Here is a 14,874-nt window from a genome sequence, read left to right on the forward strand (position 1 = left end):
CGGCCGCTTGTGGCGGCCGGGCCATCGTCGTGTCACCGCAGCGCGTCCTCGATCAGATCGGCGGCCCGCCCGGTGCCGCCCTCGGCCCGCACCTCGGCCCGCAGCCGCGCCGAGGTGCGCGTGACCTCCGGATCCGAGGTGAGGTCGAGCAGCGCGGCGCGCAGGGCCCCGGCGGTGGCGTCCGCCGTGTCCAGGCGGTGGGCCACGCCCAGTTCGACGAGCCGGTCGGCGTTCATCGGCTGCTCGGCGCCCTGCGGTACGGCGATCATCGGCACCCCGCAGTACAGCCCCTCAGCGCTGCTGCCCATCCCGGCATGGGTGACGAAGGCGTCGGCCCGCTCCAGGATCGCCGGCTGCGGCACCCAGCGGTGCACCTCGATGTTGCCCGGGATCTCCCCCAGCTCGGCCAGTTCGACGTACTTGCCGACCTGCAGCACCACATGCCACCCGGGCAGATCCCCGAAGGCCGCGACGCACTCGCGGTAGAAGGCGGCCTGCCGGGTGTACGCCGAGCCCAGCGAGACCAGCAGCACCTTCTCCGCCCCGGCGGGCCGCTCCCACCCGCCCTGGCCGGCACGGTCGCCGAGGCAGGGACCGACGAACGTCACCACCTCGGTGTTCACCCGGTCGGCGTTCGGCTGCATGGCCCGGGGGATCACCGCGACGGCCCGCTCGGGCCGTCCGCTGAAGAGGTCGGGGTCGAGCGTGGTCGCCCCGCAACCGGCCAGCCACGACGCGAACTTCTCCTGATACGCGTCGGCCCCCGGCAACGCCTTGAGCGCCGCCCCGACCTCCTCCGCGTAGCCCTCCCAGGCCACGAAGGTCGGCGAGAGCTGTAGCGTCGGCCGCCCCTGCGCCTCGGCCAGGGCACGCCCGGCGTAGCCGCCGATGTCGTAGAGGTAGAGGTCGGCCGGGTCCTCGTCATACACGGCGCGCAACTGCGGCAGCGCCTGGATCGCGTCGTCCAGGAAGACGGTGCCGGCGGCGATGGGGTCATCGGGCCAGTCGTTGTCGGCGACGGGCAGCGTGGACCGATACGGCACCAACGCGGCACCGGTGGGCTCGATGACGTGCGCGACGAAGGGATCGTTGGCGTAGGTCACCCGGTGACCGCGCGCCACGAGTTCGCGGATGACCTCGAGGCTGGGCAGCACATGGCTGATGGCGGGAATGCCGACCATCGCGATATGGGCACGGCGACGGGACGGACGTGACATGAGAGATCACTCGTTTCAGGTCTACGGTGAGATGGACACGACGGCCTGGCGCAGCGGCGATGTCGCCGGTGCGCTGGGCGAGACGGCGTGTCAGCCGTAGATCTGAAGGAACGAGTCCATGCCGGGGACGTTACCCCGGTCGGCGACCGGTCCGCCTCCCATTTTTCCCGGCCGGCCTCAGCAAGCGGTAAGTGCCCGCTCAGCGCCGGGCCCTAGGGTCACGAACGCGACGGGCCGTCTGTTCTCCCTCCCTCTCCCGACGGGCCGTCGCGCCTTAGAAGTCATCTCATGCGGCTGAGTGCGCTGTTGGCCGGCCGGCTCGATGGATGCGGCAAGCCGCGGCTACGAGTTCGTTCTGAACCCTGGAGGCGGGAAGTCATCGCTCCTTCTCGCGCTGTTCGCAATGGACTGATCAACGCAGGTCGAGTACAGCCTTCCCGATGATGCCGTTCTCGACGGCCTCGTGTGCGGCCGCGACGTCGTCGAGGCTGAAGGAGTGCACTGGCAGTGGCGTGAGGGCGCCCTCGCGCAGGGCCGCGGTGATCTCGGCGGCGGCACGCAGCAGCGCGTCCCGCGGTTCGGTGAGGAACAGCGCGAACCGCAGCACCAGGTTGGACCACATGAGCCGGAAGACCGGCAGGGTCGGGTCGTCGGGCTGTGCCGCGTAGGTCACGATAGTCGCTCCTGGGCCGGTGACGGCCAGGTCCAGTTCGAGGTTGTCGGTCAGCGAGACCTCGATGATCCGGTCGACGGGCCCGACTCCGTCGAGGATCTGCTGGGCGGCGTCGGCGTCGCGGTAGTTCACGACGAGGTCCGCACCCGCGGCCTTGGCCAACGCGGCCTTTTCCGGCCCGCTGACCGTCGTCACGACCCGTGCGCCCGCGATCCGACCGAGTTCGATCGCGTAGTGCCCGACGGCGCCCGCACCGGCCGCGACGAGTACGGTGCGGTCGCGGGGCGAGCCATCGGCGTGCAGGCACCAGTGCGCGGTCATCGCCGGGATGCCGAGGCAGGCGCCGAGCTCGTCGGAGATCCCGTCCGGCAGCGCAACGGCCTGCTCGGACGGCACTACGGTCCACTCCGCCGCGGTCCCCCACGGATGGCCCGCACCGGCCATCCAAATCCACACGCGTTCGCCGACCCGGCTCGGGTCGACGCCTCCGCCGACCGCGTCGATCGTGCCTGTGCCGTCCTGGTGCGGGATGCGGCCGGTGTGCTCGCCGACCCGCTGGAAGTCCTGCGGGGTGGAGTTCAGCCGCATGAACATGTCGCCCGGGTTGATCGCAGAGAGTGCGACGCGGACGCGGACCTGGCCGGGGCCGGGTTCGGGTTGCTCGACGTCGAGCACCCGCAGCACGCTCTTCGCGGGACCGGGCGTGTCGTAGAAGGCTGCCCTCATTGCTTCGTCTCTCCTCTTGGTTGTGGCGCGGTCCACGGCACTGGTCGGGGACCGCGCACGTCACCGCGGCGGGGGCCGGCACCGCGTCGTGGTCTGATGTCCTCGGCCGCGGGATCGCCGCCTCGCGAACGGTCGGCTGAGACGGATCGAACGTGCCGCGGACCATCGGCAGGTCCGATCGCGTTCTTGCCACGTTGTGGCCGATGGCTGGGTCTTTTGGCCGTTTGTACGTCGGCGAGTTTGTCCGCCGAGGCGTGGGTCAGATAGCCGGCCGCGGGCTCGCTGGGACGCGAGGGGGCGGCACCGGTCGATCCAGCAGGCCGTGACTCTCGCCCTACAGGCCGGCAGCGACGCTTCGCATGACCGACTCCAGATCGCGCTCGCCCGCCGGAGTCTGCGCACCTCGCTCCAGTGCCCCCGTCATGAGTCGGGCCGGCAGATCCCCGCTCACCAGATCGGCCCATGCGTCGTTTTCCGCTCGCAGGCCGTCGGTCAGGTCCGCCGGAGGCACCAACCGCTTGGCGGCGGCGATGAGCTCCGGGGAGAGCGCGGCGATCTTCTCCGCCACCCCGTCGACGAACGCGTCCAGCTCGGCCGCGGGTACCGCACGGTTGATCCACCCGTAGGCGGCCGCGGTGTCCGCATCCACCAGGTCACCGGTGAGCAGCAGTTCCAGCGCCCGGTTGCGCCCGACCCGCTCGCGCAGGTACTGCGTGCCTCCGCCACCCGGCACGATGCCCATCAACACCTCGCTCTGGCCGATGCCCGCGGTTTCCCGCGCGGCGAAGGTCATGTCGGCCGCCGCGATGAACTCGGCGCCGCCGGCGCGCGCCTTGCCCGCCAGTTTGACGATCGTCACCTGCGGCTGGTGACGCAGCAGCTCGCCGACCCCCTGGAAGAGGTTGGCGTTCGGGTTGCGGTCCGCGATCTCCTGCAGCTCGTCCATCTCGTCGAGGATGTGGATGTCGACGTGTGCGATGAAGAACTCGGGGTTGGCGCTGGAGAACACGACGACGCGGACCGAACGGTCGTCCCGCAGTTTCGCGAGGACGTCGTGCAGTTCGCGGATCAGAGTTCCGCTGAGCACGTTGACAGGGGGATTGTCCAGGGTGATCCGCGCGACTCCGCCATCGATGGCCATGCGGAGTGTCGTGTACTGATCAAGACTCATGAGTGTTCCAAGGTTTGCGGTGAGCTAGTAGGTTTGCAACGCATACCAACCCTGGTCTCTGCGCCATGAACGGTCAATAACGCACTTTTCGACAACCAAGGATCTTGATGGATACCAGCCCCGCGCCCCCGCCGCCCCACGTCACTCCGCGATTCAGTGCCGAGTGCCCGAGCCGACCCATCCTCGATCAGATCTCCGACAAGTGGTCGATGATGGTCATGGCGGTCCTGGAGCAACCGACACGGTTCAACGAGATCAAGCGACAGCTGGAGGGCGTCACACAGCGGGTACTGACCCAGACACTGCGGAGACTCGAACGCAACGGCATGATCCGGCGCCGGGTGCTCGAAACCTCCCCGCTCGGCGTGGAGTACTCCCTCACACCACTCGGCGAGTCGTTCCGCGGCCCTTTCACATGCCTGCACAATTGGACGATCGAGCACAGCGACGAGGTCCTGTCGGCGCAGCACGACTACGACGCGCGATCATCGGGGCGGTAGCCGCCCTGCCCACCCCTCGACGTCTCGGGGACCAAGCGGGCATGGACAGCCACATGAGGTCGAATGGCATGGGTGATCGAGCGGACCATGGCCTGGCCCGCCGGATGTCGCCGCCTACATCACCGCTATGACTTCTTACGCTCCGCCTTCCTGGATGCGGTCGAACGCGCCAATCTTGGCCCCACATATGAAGGCACGCAGGGCGGCGGGTGTGGTGGTCAGGACGATGCCGGGCTCGTCGCTCTCCCTGAGCAGCATGGCGCGGTCGCTCGCGGCGACATCCACGCAGTTGCCCGCGTCCCCGCTATAGGAAGACTTCCGCCACGCGATGGCGACGTTGACGCAGTTGGACGAGTTAGCACTGTAAGACGACTTCCGCCACTGGTACGTGGACACGCTTCTCCCCTTCACATGGTGCGCAAGATGCCGTAGATGAAGTCCCGCGACTCTCGCGGCTTGAGGGCGGTCATCTCCATCCGTTCCAGAACAGCCCGATACTTGGCCAACTCGGCCTCCGCGTCCATGAACTGGGTCCCTTGGGCAGAGTCGAGCTGCACCGTGTCGAGTTGCTGTACAGGCCCCACGACATAGTCGAACGATTGCCCGGTCCCAGGGGAGGTCCCGCCGCCGAACGGAATCACCCGGACGGTGACGTTGTCCATCTCGCTCATGGCGAGGAGGTGTTCAAGCTGCGTGACCGCTTCACCGCCCTCACCGAGGCCGCCGCCAACCTGGACGCGACCTCCCGGCCGGGGCCTGCTCATCGTCCGGTTGTGCGCCGACAACTGGGGCGGCTACCCCCTCGCCGACGACCTCTTCGGCATCAGCGGCAAACTCCTCTGGTTCGAGCTCACCCCGCAGCAGAACGCCTACGAGATCGCGGCCTGACCGGCTTCCCCCAATCGGGTGATCACCGGTCACTTGCCCCGTGCACATGCTCCGATGACCCTACGTTCACAAACATGGTCAGTTCGCGGCACGAGGCCGCACATCGCATCTTTCAAGAACGACCGGAGTTACTCGCTCCGGTGTTCCGCATCCTGGATCTGTCGCCGCCCGAGAAAGCGGCGGTTGAAGTGCTCACCCCGGACGCCACCGAGATACGGCCGCTGGAACGTCGCGTGGACAGCGTGCTGCGCGTCAAGCCGTTCGACGGCGACGACTTCCTCCTGGCGATCGAGGCCCAAGGGCGCTGCGACCCCGACAAGGCAGTCAACTGGGCGTACTACGTGTCGTATCTGGCTGCGAAATACAAGCAACAGGCCCTGCTGCTCGTAGTCTGCCAGGACAAGGCAACCGCCGAGTGGGCGACTGGCCCCTTCCAGGTTGGCGTGGACGACTGGACGGCGCTGTCCGTACATCCGCTGGTCCTGGGCCCCGGAAACGTCCCGATGATCCTCGACCCCGACGAGGCCGCCCAGGACCTGACCCTGGCGACCTTCTCGGCCTTGACACATGGCAGCCACCAGGATGCCCCGGCCATACTGAAGGCCCTGGCTCGCGCCATGGGAACGGGCGACCCGGACTCTGTCCGCTACTACACGGAATTGCTGGACATCGGCTTGGGGGGCACCCCAGCGCAAAGCATCTGGAGGAACGAGATGAGTGTGGGCACCTACTTCCCCGGCCGTGGCACCCTGATCGAGGAGACCTACCTGAAGGGGAAGGCAGAGGGGAAGGCAGAGGGCAAGGCGGAGGGCAAGGCGGAGGGTGCAGCAGAGGGCGAAGCCCGGGGACGAGCTCAGGGGGTATTGGGCGTCCTGGAGAAGCGAGGAATCCCCACCCTGGCCGCAACGCGCGACCGCATCACCCACTGCACCGACCTCAGCACCCTGGACCGCTGGTTCGACCACGCCTTCACCGTCTCCACCGCCGACGAGCTCTTCACCGAGGACGGCTGACGACACCATGGCCGTAGTCGGCAGCTACTTCCCCGGCCGGGGAACCCTCATCGAGCAGACCTTCCTCAAGGGCCAGGCCCACGGGGAGGCGGCAGGGCTTGCCGAGGGGGTCCTGCGCATCCTCGAACACCGGGGGATCACCGTCCGGTCCGAGACACGCCGCCGCATCAGCGAATGCACCTACCGCGACACCCTGCGGCACTGGCTCGACCGCGCGTTCACCGTCTCCCCGGCAGACGAGCTGTTGGACGAGCTCTTCGCGGTGGAGGAGTCGGACCGGTAGTCACCGGGCGGACCCGGGGCCACCCCGGAAGCCGTGCCACCGGCGGGGAGTCGCCGACGCGGCGGGAGGGGGCGGGGTCGGAGGGGTGGTGTCCTGGACGCTCGGGGTCCCCCATGCCGAAGGCCAGGGGCGTATTTGTGGCGCCAATCTCCGGCCCACGCAAGTCCCCGGCCAATGGCGCCGTAAATATACGGTCCAGGGCGCCGCCCCGGAGGCCCCGCCCCCGGCACCCACCACGAAGCGCAGGCGCACCACAGCAACCACCCACGCACCGCACCGCACCGCACCGCGCATCCAACAGCACCCCCGCGCCCGGCAACGCACCGCAACCCCCGCCCGGCGCCCCCGCCCAGCGCCCCCGCCCCGTGCCACCGGCCGCCCCCGGAACCCACGCCGAACCCCCACCCATCCGGCACCGACCGTGCCTACCCTGGTGGCTTCTGAACGGCGAACAACAGTCACCGGGGGGACGGGGCCTCATGGATCCCGCAGACGCAGCCACAGCCACGGCCACAGCCACACTGGTCCAGGAACTCTTCGTGGCCGACGGGCCGGTGGACCGGCCCGTCCGTATCGCCTCCCTCGTCGCCTTCCAGGGCGACCACCGCACGCTCACCGAACGCGACCTGCCCCGGATCGCCTCCGCGCTCATCGAAGACGTCGCGAAAGAGATCGCTGAAGAGATCGACGAAGAGATCGACGATCACGCGCGGCCCCAGCTCACCGACGCCCTCGCCCGCACCCTCCACGCCCTCGGCACGGTCGACCTGGACGACCTACGAGCCGTCCGCCTCGGCCCCGAGGACTTCGCCCGCCACCTCGCCATCGCCGCCCCCGACGCCGACGAGGAACTGGGCCCGGCGGACGCCCGTACGCACGCCTCCCTCCGGGAGGCCGTCTGCGCGCACATCCTGCGCTTCCTCACCATCCGCTCCCCCTTCGTCACGGCCGCCGAGGACGCCGCGTTCGAGGAGCGCTACGCCCAGGACATCGTGGCCGCCCACGACCATCTGACGATCTACGGCATCGACCTGGCCCACTCCCCCGACAGCTGGCCGCTGGACGCCGCCTATCTCAGCCTGGAGACCGAGACCGATGGGAGCGGCCCCAGCGCCCCCGCCGAGCAGGCCCTCGCCGGACGCACCCGGGTGCTGCTGTGGGGCGTGGCGGGGTCGGGCAAGACCACGCTGGTGCAGCGGCTCGCGGTATCCGTGGCGCGCGGCGACCTCCCGGCCCCGCTGGAGGGGCTGCGCGGGCGGGTGCCGTTCGTGCTCCCCGTGCGCCGGTTCCGCCGCGACGGCTTCCCGGAGCCGGACGCCTTCCTCTCCGCCGTCCGCTATCCGCACGCCGCCGCACAGCCGCCGGGCTGGGCCGAGCGGGTGCTGTCGCGCGGACGCGGGCTGCTGCTCGTGGACGGCGTGGACGAGGCGCCGGAGGAGGAGCGGGAGCGACTGCGGGAGGCGCTGCGCGAGCTTCCCGCGCGCTATCCGGGAAATGTCTGGCTGGTCACCTCGCGCCCCTCGGCCGTACGGGAGAACTGGCTCGCCGCCGAGCGCTTCACCGAGCTGAAACTCTCCCCGCTCAGCCGCGAGGGCGTCACCGCGTTCATCCGCCGCTGGCATGCGGCGGCCCGCCAGGACATCACCGACCAGATCGATCTGGACCGGCTCAGCGGTTACGAGGAAACGCTGCTGGACGCCGTAAGGATTACCCGGGACCTAGGGCGGCTGGCCACCAATCCACTGATGTGCGGTCTGCTGTGCGCACTGCACCGCGACCGCCGCGGCTATCTGCCGCGCGGCCGGAAAGCCCTCTATGACGCGGCCCTTTCCATGCTGCTGGAACGGCGCGACCGCGAGCGCGCCATGCTGCCGCCGGAGGGAATCGACCTCCCCCAGGAACCGAAGATCCAGCTGCTGCAGAAGCTGGCGCACTGGATGCTCGTCAACGGCCGGTCCGAAATGGACCGGACCACCGCCGTCGAGACACTCGGCCGGCACCTCCCGGCCATTCCGCACGCGGCGCGGCAGGGCGGGCCGGAGGAGATCTACCGACATCTACTCAATCGGACCGGTCTATTGCGCGAGCCCACACCCGGTTCGGTCGATTTCGTGCACCGAACGTTCCAGGACTATCTCAGCGCGAGAGCGGTCGTCGAACGACACGATTTCGACTTCCTGATCGACCACGCACACCTGGACGACTGGGAAGAAGTGATCAGAATGTCGGTCGCTCTCGCCCGCCCCGACGAATGCGGCTACCTCCTGGAGGGGCTGCTGGCAGCCCGTAAAGACGCCCGGCCGGTCCATGCCCGCCATCGCAAACTCCTGGCGGCCGCATGTCTGGAACACGCCACTGAGCTGGACCCCGAGGTGCGTTCCCGGGTGCATCGCTATACCCGCGATCTGGTACGCCCGACCTCGCTGGAAGCGGCCCGCGCGCTGGGCTGGATCGGGCCTATCGTGCTGGAAATGCTGCCCGATCCCAGCGGCGTATCCGATGAGGAAGCCCACCGGCTGGCCGTCACCGCCACCTCGATAGCCGACGACCGCGCCATCGACTATCTGGTCCGGCTGCGGGACCGCGCCTCCTGGGCGGTACGGGCGCAGCTCGCGGGCGCCTGGCGGCGATATGACACCGATCGTTACGCCGAGGAAATCATCGGCCATCTCGATGAGCGGGAACTCGACTTTCCGGTGTCGGACCTGGAGGAGCTGCGGGCCCTGCGCCGGCTCGGCGGCCGCCCCTGCGTCCAGATAGCCGGTGCGCTCACCCCGGGCCAGCTGGCCGAGGGCCTGGTGGCGGAGCGGCTGACCGAGCTGTGGCTCGCCTACGACCTGGGCGCGGACCTGGACCTGAGCTGGCTGGCCGTCTTCCCGCGACTGGAGATCCTGCGGCTGAGCCACCGCAACGCGGAGGTGACCGGGGTCCCGGAGGGCGTCCAGGTCATCGTGGCGGGCGCGTAAGGGCAGCGGCCCGGAGGTGCGGCCCCCTGGGGTTGCTCCGGCGGCCAGGCGCCTGAGCGGCCCTAGGCCCCTGAGCGGCCCCTGCCTCCCGTTCGCTCCCGCGCCGGGCCATAAGTCCGGGGAAACCCCCAGGGCCCGCAGAGCCCCGCCAGGGCCCCTCAGGGACGTGCCTACGGACAGGGCCGCTGCTCCGCCCGCACAAATCCGCCCGCACAAAAGGGGCCGCCCCGGACCGGGATGGTCCGGGGCGGCCCCAGGCGTGGGCGCGGCGTCGCCGCGTCACGCCTCCTTGCTGAGGTTCGGGCCCGCGCCACCGGCGGCGGACTCGATCGGCGGAGTGTCGGGCAGCGCCGACTTCTCCTCGCCGCGGAAGGTGAACTTCTTCTCCTCACCCTCGCCCTCGGTGTCCACGACCACGATGTGGCCCGGACGCAGCTCGCCGAAGAGGATCTTCTCCGAGAGCACGTCCTCGATCTCGCGCTGGATCGTCCGGCGCAGCGGCCGGGCGCCCAGCACGGGGTCGTAGCCCCGCTTGGCGAGCAGCTTCTTGGCATCGCCGTTGAGCTCGATGCCCATGTCGCGGTCCTTGAGCCGCTCGTCCACCTTGGTGATCATGAGGTCGACGATCTGGATGATGTCTTCCTCGGTGAGCTGGTGGAAGACCACGGTGTCATCGACACGGTTCAGGAACTCGGGGCGGAAGTGCTGCTTCAGCTCCTCGTTGACCTTGGCCTTCATCCGCTCGTAGCCGGTCTTCACATCGCCCTGGGCGGCGAAGCCCAGGTTGAAGCCCTTGGAGATGTCCCGGGTGCCGAGGTTGGTGGTCATGATGATCACCGTGTTCTTGAAGTCCACGACCCGGCCCTGGGAGTCGGTCAGCCGACCGTCCTCCAGGATCTGCAGCAGCGAGTTGAAGATGTCCGGGTGAGCCTTCTCGACCTCGTCGAAGAGGACCACGGAGAACGGCTTGCGGCGCACCTTCTCGGTGAGCTGGCCGCCCTCCTCGTAGCCCACGTATCCGGGCGGGGAGCCGAAGAGCCGCGAGACGGTGTGCTTCTCGCTGAACTCCGACATGTCGAGCGAGATCATCGCGTCCTCGTCGCCGAAGAGGAATTCGGCGAGAGTCTTGCTGAGCTCGGTCTTACCGACACCGGACGGGCCCGCGAAGATGAACGAGCCACCGGGGCGCTTGGGGTCCTTGAGGCCCGCACGCGTGCGCCGGATGGCCTGGGAGAGCGCCTTGATGGCGTCCTTCTGGCCGATGACGCGCTTGTGCAGCTCGTCCTCCATGCGCAGCAGCCGGGAGGACTCCTCCTCGGTCAGCTTGAAGACCGGGATGCCCGTGGCCGTGGCCAGGACCTCGGCGATCAGCTCCTCGTCGACCTCGGCCACGACGTCCATGTCGCCGGCCTTCCACTCCTTCTCCCGCTTCGCCTTGGCGGCCAGGAGCTGCTTCTCCTTGTCGCGCAGGCCCGCGGCCATCTCGAAGTCCTGCGAGTCGATCGCGGACTCCTTCTCCCGGCGCACATCGGCGATCTTCTCGTCGAATTCGCGCAGGTCCGGCGGTGCGGTCATCCGGCGGATCCGCATCCGGGAGCCGGCCTCGTCGATCAGGTCGATCGCCTTGTCCGGCAGGAAGCGGTCCGAGATGTAGCGGTCGGCCAGGGTGGCGGCCGCGACCAGGGCCGAGTCCGTGATCGAGACGCGGTGGTGCGCCTCGTAGCGGTCCCGCAGGCCCTTGAGGATCTCGATGGTGTGGGGCAGCGACGGCTCGGCGACCTGGATGGGCTGGAAGCGGCGCTCCAGGGCCGCGTCCTTCTCCAGGTACTTGCGGTACTCGTCGAGCGTGGTCGCGCCGATGGTCTGCAGCTCGCCCCGCGCCAGCATCGGCTTGAGGATGCTGGCGGCATCGATCGCGCCCTCGGCGGCACCCGCACCCACCAGGGTGTGGAGCTCGTCGATGAACAGGATGATGTCGCCGCGGGTGCGGATCTCCTTGAGCACCTTCTTCAGGCGCTCCTCGAAATCACCGCGGTAGCGGGAGCCGGCGACCAGGGCGCCCAGGTCCAGGGTGTAAAGGTGCTTGTCCTTGAGGGTCTCGGGCACCTCACCCTTGACGATCGCCTGGGCCAGTCCCTCGACGACCGCCGTCTTGCCGACGCCGGGCTCGCCGATGAGGACCGGGTTGTTCTTGGTACGGCGCGAAAGCACCTGCATGACCCGCTCGATCTCCTTCTCGCGCCCGATGACCGGGTCGAGCTTGGATTCGCGGGCGGCCTGGGTGAGATTGCGGCCGAACTGGTCCAGGACGAGCGAGGTGGAGGGAGTGCCCTCCGCCGGGCCGCCGGCGGTGGCGGCCTCCTTGCCCTGGTAGCCGGAGAGCAGCTGGATGACCTGCTGCCGCACCCGGTTCAGATCGGCGCCCAGCTTCACGAGGACCTGGGCGGCGACGCCCTCGCCCTCGCGGATCAGGCCGAGCAGGATGTGCTCCGTACCGATGTAGTTGTGGCCGAGCTGAAGGGCCTCGCGGAGCGACAGCTCCAGGACCTTCTTGGCACGGGGGGTGAAGGGAATGTGCCCGGACGGGGCCTGCTGGCCCTGCCCGATGATCTCCTCCACCTGCTGGCGGACCGCCTCGAGCGAAATCCCGAGGCTCTCCAGGGCCTTAGCGGCGACACCCTCACCCTCGTGGATCAGGCCCAGGAGGATGTGTTCGGTGCCGATGTAGTTGTGGTTGAGCATCCGGGCTTCTTCCTGAGCCAGGACGACAACCCGCCGCGCGCGGTCGGTGAACCTCTCGAACATCGTTAATCGCTCCTCAGAGCGGTCAGAAAGATCGGGGACGATCCCCTCCCTGTCCTTCCGCATGCTAGTCCCGCAACCCGGGACAGCTCATTCCAACTGCCGACAACCGTCCGGATCACCCCCGCTGGCGCGGGGCAAACAGCCACTGGCTTCCTGCCCGAACAGCCGACAACTGCCTTAACCCGATGGTGCGAGACGATGTTCCCGCAGGCCAGGCATCTACGCCCACCGCCAGTACGCCGATGGCGAACGCCGCTTCCTCCCGACACGCGGACCGCCCCTCCCCACTAGGGATGTCTTACCCGCAAGCACAGATACTCCATGCCGTGGGGCCCGGTTCCATCCGCTACGGGCGAACAACCTTGCGCCCGTTCACCGGCCCTGCACGGCCTCTTACGGGCACGGTGCGCGCACGGGCCCGCACGGTAGGTCATCCGGGGCGTAACCAAGGGGGCGGGCGGAGAGTTCTGCTGGGCATGATCCACAGGGTCCACGGCGCGAGGCCGTCCGCACCGGCACCGGCCCCCTCGTCACGCTGGTACGAGCGGGAGCTGGGCTGGCCGACGGCCGGCAGCGATCCCGTCGAATTGCTCACGGGGGTGGCCTTCGACGTCATCGAACTGCCGGCCGTGGCCGGATGGGCGATGCTGCGGCGCGTACCGCGGACCGGTCCGGTCGCGGTGGAGGGCGCCTGGATGCGGCTTCTGGTGGCCCCTGGCAGCGCCGACGAGCTTCCGGGGCTGCTCGACTGGCTGGAGTGGGGCGGTGTGGCCCTGGACCTGGGCGCGATCGGCGCCGGCGGCCGGATCACCGCGCCATGCCCCTCCCGCTCCCGGCCGCCGCTCCTGGACGCCGGAGCGCCCGGAGAGCGAGGCCCGCAGGAGGCCGCCGTATGGCTGCGACCTCCCGACCCGAAGGGCGAGGTGGAGCCAACGCTGCCGAGGACAGGCTTCGGGGGCGATGGGGGCGCCCCCGATCTCGTACGGCTCGTGAACGCGGCGGCTACCGAATGCCACCGCATCCGATTGATGCGCGCCCGGCCGCTGCCAAGGCAGCGGCGAGCCGGGAAAGGCTGACGCGCTCAGCCGTTGGCCTTCTCGTATGCCTCACGAACGGTCGCCGGAACACGGCCGCGGTCGTTGACCTCGTAGCCGTTCTCCTTCGCCCAGGCGCGGATCTTCGCGGTGTCCTGGCTGCCGCCCGACGCCGCGCGCGCCTTGCCCCGGCCGCCGGAGGCCCGGCCACCGGTGCGCCGGCCGCCCTTGGTGTAGGGCTCCAGGGCGTCACGGAGCTTGTCCGCGTTGGTGGTGGTGAGGTCGATCTCATAGCTCTTGCCGTCAAGGGAGAACGTCACGGTCTCGTCCGCCTCGCCGCCGTCGAGGTCGTCGACAAGAAGGACCTGAACCTTCTGTGCCATGGGGTTCCTTTCAGGGAAAACGGGGGGTTCGGGGGTGCGGCGTTAGCCGCTGATGACTCACCCCCCAGGTAATTACACTACGAGAGAATAGGAAACCGCCTTTCCCGGAAAAACACAAACCCCCCGGGAAGGTTCGGCCGATCCACCAAGCGGGAAGCCTCATGGAAGGTCATGTTCCGGAGCTATGTGATAGGGGAGCGATTCGGACATAGGGCCCGCGATCACAGTTGCAGAAGCATCCGGCTGTTGCCAAGGGTGTTCGGCTTCACCCGTTCGAGACCAAGGAACTCGGCGACGCCCTCGTCATAGGAACGCAGGAGCTCGCTGTACACATCGCCGTCGACCGGCGTCTCACCGATCTCCACGAAGCCGTGCCTGGTGAAGAAGTCGACTTCGAAGGTGAGGCAGAAAATGCGCCGCACCCCCAGCCAGCGCGCCGTCTGCAACAGCTTGTCGAGCACCAGGTGGCCTACGCCGGTGCCCTTGAGAGTCCGATCGACGGCGAGAGTGCGGACCTCCGCGAGGTCTTCCCACATGACGTGCAGCGCTCCACAGCCAATGACCTCAGCGTCCTCGTCGCGCTCGGCGACCCAGAACTCCTGGATGTCCTCGTAAAGCGTCACGGTGGCTTTGTCGAGCAGGATGCGATCGTCCACGTAGGAGTCGATGAGGCGGCGCACCGCTCGTACATCGCCGGTCCGGGCACGGCGGACGGTGACTACTTTTGATAGTGGGGAGGACAACATGACCGGACGCTATCGCCCTGGGTCATCGCCCCGACTCACCGGGGCTCTCCCCGGTCTCCCCCAGTTGTGCGACACGCATGGCATCCCGTAGTGCGTCGCGCTGCTCTTCGGACATCATCCCGAAGAACGCGACGAGAGCGGCCGCGGGGTTGTCACTGGTCGACCACGCTTCGTTCATCAGTGCGGCCGAGTAGGCGGCGCGCGTGGAGACCGCGGCATATCGATAGGCGCGGCCTTCCACCTCCCGGCGCAGCCAGCCCTTGTGGTGGAGGTTGTCCATTACCGTCATGACGGTGGTGTAGGCGATCGAGCGTTCCCGCTGAAGGTCTTCCAGGACTTCGCGGACCGTGACCGGGCGGTTCCACTTCCACACCCGCGTCATGACCGCGTCTTCGAGATCTCCCAATGGCCGAGGCACACCGAGAATAATAGTGGGAGATGTCCCGAATGTCGGGAGGTCTGCGCAGGA

At 68.7% G+C, this 14,874-nt stretch carries 15 protein-coding genes; 6 read left to right on the forward strand and 9 right to left on the reverse strand.

Annotation, left to right across the window (positions count from 1 at the left end; all coding sequences use genetic code 11):
• Positions 1-32 precede the first annotated feature (32 nt).
• The 3 genes from AS97_RS21730 to AS97_RS21740 form a co-directional block, all read right to left on the reverse strand.
• Positions 33-1,217, reverse strand: a complete 1,185-nt coding sequence (locus AS97_RS21730) for a macrolide family glycosyltransferase (protein WP_247204457.1) — start codon at positions 1,215-1,217, stop codon at positions 33-35.
• Between the two features lie 412 nt (positions 1,218-1,629).
• Positions 1,630-2,616, reverse strand: a complete 987-nt coding sequence (locus AS97_RS21735) for an NADPH:quinone reductase (RefSeq protein ID WP_210565484.1) — start codon at positions 2,614-2,616, stop codon at positions 1,630-1,632.
• Between the two features lie 334 nt (positions 2,617-2,950).
• Positions 2,951-3,787: an enoyl-CoA hydratase/isomerase family protein gene (locus tag AS97_RS21740; RefSeq protein ID WP_185930222.1), complete on the reverse strand. Its 837-nt coding sequence runs from the start codon at positions 3,785-3,787 to the stop codon at positions 2,951-2,953.
• A gap of 107 nt (positions 3,788-3,894) precedes the next feature.
• Between AS97_RS21740 and AS97_RS21745 the strand changes: the two genes are divergently transcribed.
• Positions 3,895-4,287 (forward strand): helix-turn-helix domain-containing protein, encoded by a 393-nt coding sequence (locus AS97_RS21745; RefSeq protein WP_210565485.1) that lies wholly within the window; start codon positions 3,895-3,897, stop codon positions 4,285-4,287.
• Between the two features lie 135 nt (positions 4,288-4,422).
• Here the strand turns inward: AS97_RS21745 and AS97_RS21750 are convergent, their stop codons facing one another.
• Both AS97_RS21750 and AS97_RS21755 read right to left on the reverse strand, forming a co-directional pair.
• Positions 4,423-4,683 (reverse strand): DUF397 domain-containing protein, encoded by a 261-nt coding sequence (locus AS97_RS21750; protein ID WP_210565486.1) that lies wholly within the window; start codon positions 4,681-4,683, stop codon positions 4,423-4,425.
• An 11-nt stretch (positions 4,684-4,694) separates the two neighbouring features.
• A complete protein-coding gene (locus AS97_RS21755; RefSeq protein WP_247204458.1) occupies positions 4,695-4,958 on the reverse strand; it encodes a Scr1 family TA system antitoxin-like transcriptional regulator in 264 nt (87 codons plus the stop codon).
• 22 nt (positions 4,959-4,980) lie between these two features.
• Here AS97_RS21755 and AS97_RS21760 point away from each other — a divergent pair, with 22 nt between their 5' ends.
• The 4 genes from AS97_RS21760 (at position 4,981) to AS97_RS21775 (ending at position 9,437) form a co-directional block, all read left to right on the forward strand.
• On the forward strand, positions 4,981-5,175 hold the full coding sequence (locus AS97_RS21760; protein ID WP_221890368.1) for a hypothetical protein: 195 nt from the start codon (positions 4,981-4,983) through the stop codon (positions 5,173-5,175).
• A gap of 74 nt (positions 5,176-5,249) precedes the next feature.
• The gene (locus AS97_RS21765) at positions 5,250-6,188 is read left to right on the forward strand and encodes a hypothetical protein (protein ID WP_210565487.1); all 939 of its coding nucleotides are present in this window, start codon (positions 5,250-5,252) and stop codon (positions 6,186-6,188) included.
• 7 nt (positions 6,189-6,195) lie between these two features.
• Complete coding sequence (locus AS97_RS21770) at positions 6,196-6,471, forward strand: hypothetical protein (RefSeq protein WP_210565488.1); 276 nt, start codon at positions 6,196-6,198, stop codon at positions 6,469-6,471.
• 479 nt (positions 6,472-6,950) lie between these two features.
• Positions 6,951-9,437 (forward strand): NACHT domain-containing protein, encoded by a 2,487-nt coding sequence (locus AS97_RS21775; protein WP_210565489.1) that lies wholly within the window; start codon positions 6,951-6,953, stop codon positions 9,435-9,437.
• Positions 9,438-9,716: 279 nt separating this feature from the next.
• Here the strand turns inward: AS97_RS21775 and AS97_RS21780 are convergent, their stop codons facing one another.
• Complete coding sequence (locus tag AS97_RS21780; RefSeq protein WP_059142484.1) at positions 9,717-12,242, reverse strand: ATP-dependent Clp protease ATP-binding subunit; 2,526 nt, start codon at positions 12,240-12,242, stop codon at positions 9,717-9,719.
• 476 nt (positions 12,243-12,718) lie between these two features.
• On the opposite strand from AS97_RS21780, the gene AS97_RS21785 reads away from it, so the two are divergent.
• On the forward strand, positions 12,719-13,318 hold the full coding sequence (locus AS97_RS21785) for an SCO3374 family protein (protein ID WP_059142483.1): 600 nt from the start codon (positions 12,719-12,721) through the stop codon (positions 13,316-13,318).
• Between the two features lie 5 nt (positions 13,319-13,323).
• Here AS97_RS21785 and AS97_RS21790 read toward each other — a convergent pair whose 3' ends face one another.
• The 3 genes from AS97_RS21790 to AS97_RS21800 all read right to left on the reverse strand — a co-directional run bounded on the left by AS97_RS21790 (position 13,324) and on the right by AS97_RS21800 (position 14,823).
• Positions 13,324-13,659 carry an Lsr2 family protein gene (locus AS97_RS21790; RefSeq protein WP_059142482.1) on the reverse strand — a complete coding sequence of 112 codons (336 nt, stop codon included), beginning with the start codon at positions 13,657-13,659 and terminating at the stop codon, positions 13,324-13,326.
• A gap of 221 nt (positions 13,660-13,880) precedes the next feature.
• On the reverse strand, positions 13,881-14,405 hold the full coding sequence (locus AS97_RS21795; RefSeq protein ID WP_059142481.1) for an amino-acid N-acetyltransferase: 525 nt from the start codon (positions 14,403-14,405) through the stop codon (positions 13,881-13,883).
• Positions 14,406-14,427: 22 nt separating this feature from the next.
• Positions 14,428-14,823, reverse strand: a complete 396-nt coding sequence (locus tag AS97_RS21800) for a BlaI/MecI/CopY family transcriptional regulator (RefSeq protein WP_078642159.1) — start codon at positions 14,821-14,823, stop codon at positions 14,428-14,430.
• Positions 14,824-14,874 lie beyond the last annotated feature (51 nt).

This window comes from Streptomyces sp. AgN23 (assembly GCF_001598115.1).
GTDB lineage: Bacteria > Actinomycetota > Actinomycetes > Streptomycetales > Streptomycetaceae > Streptomyces > Streptomyces antimycoticus.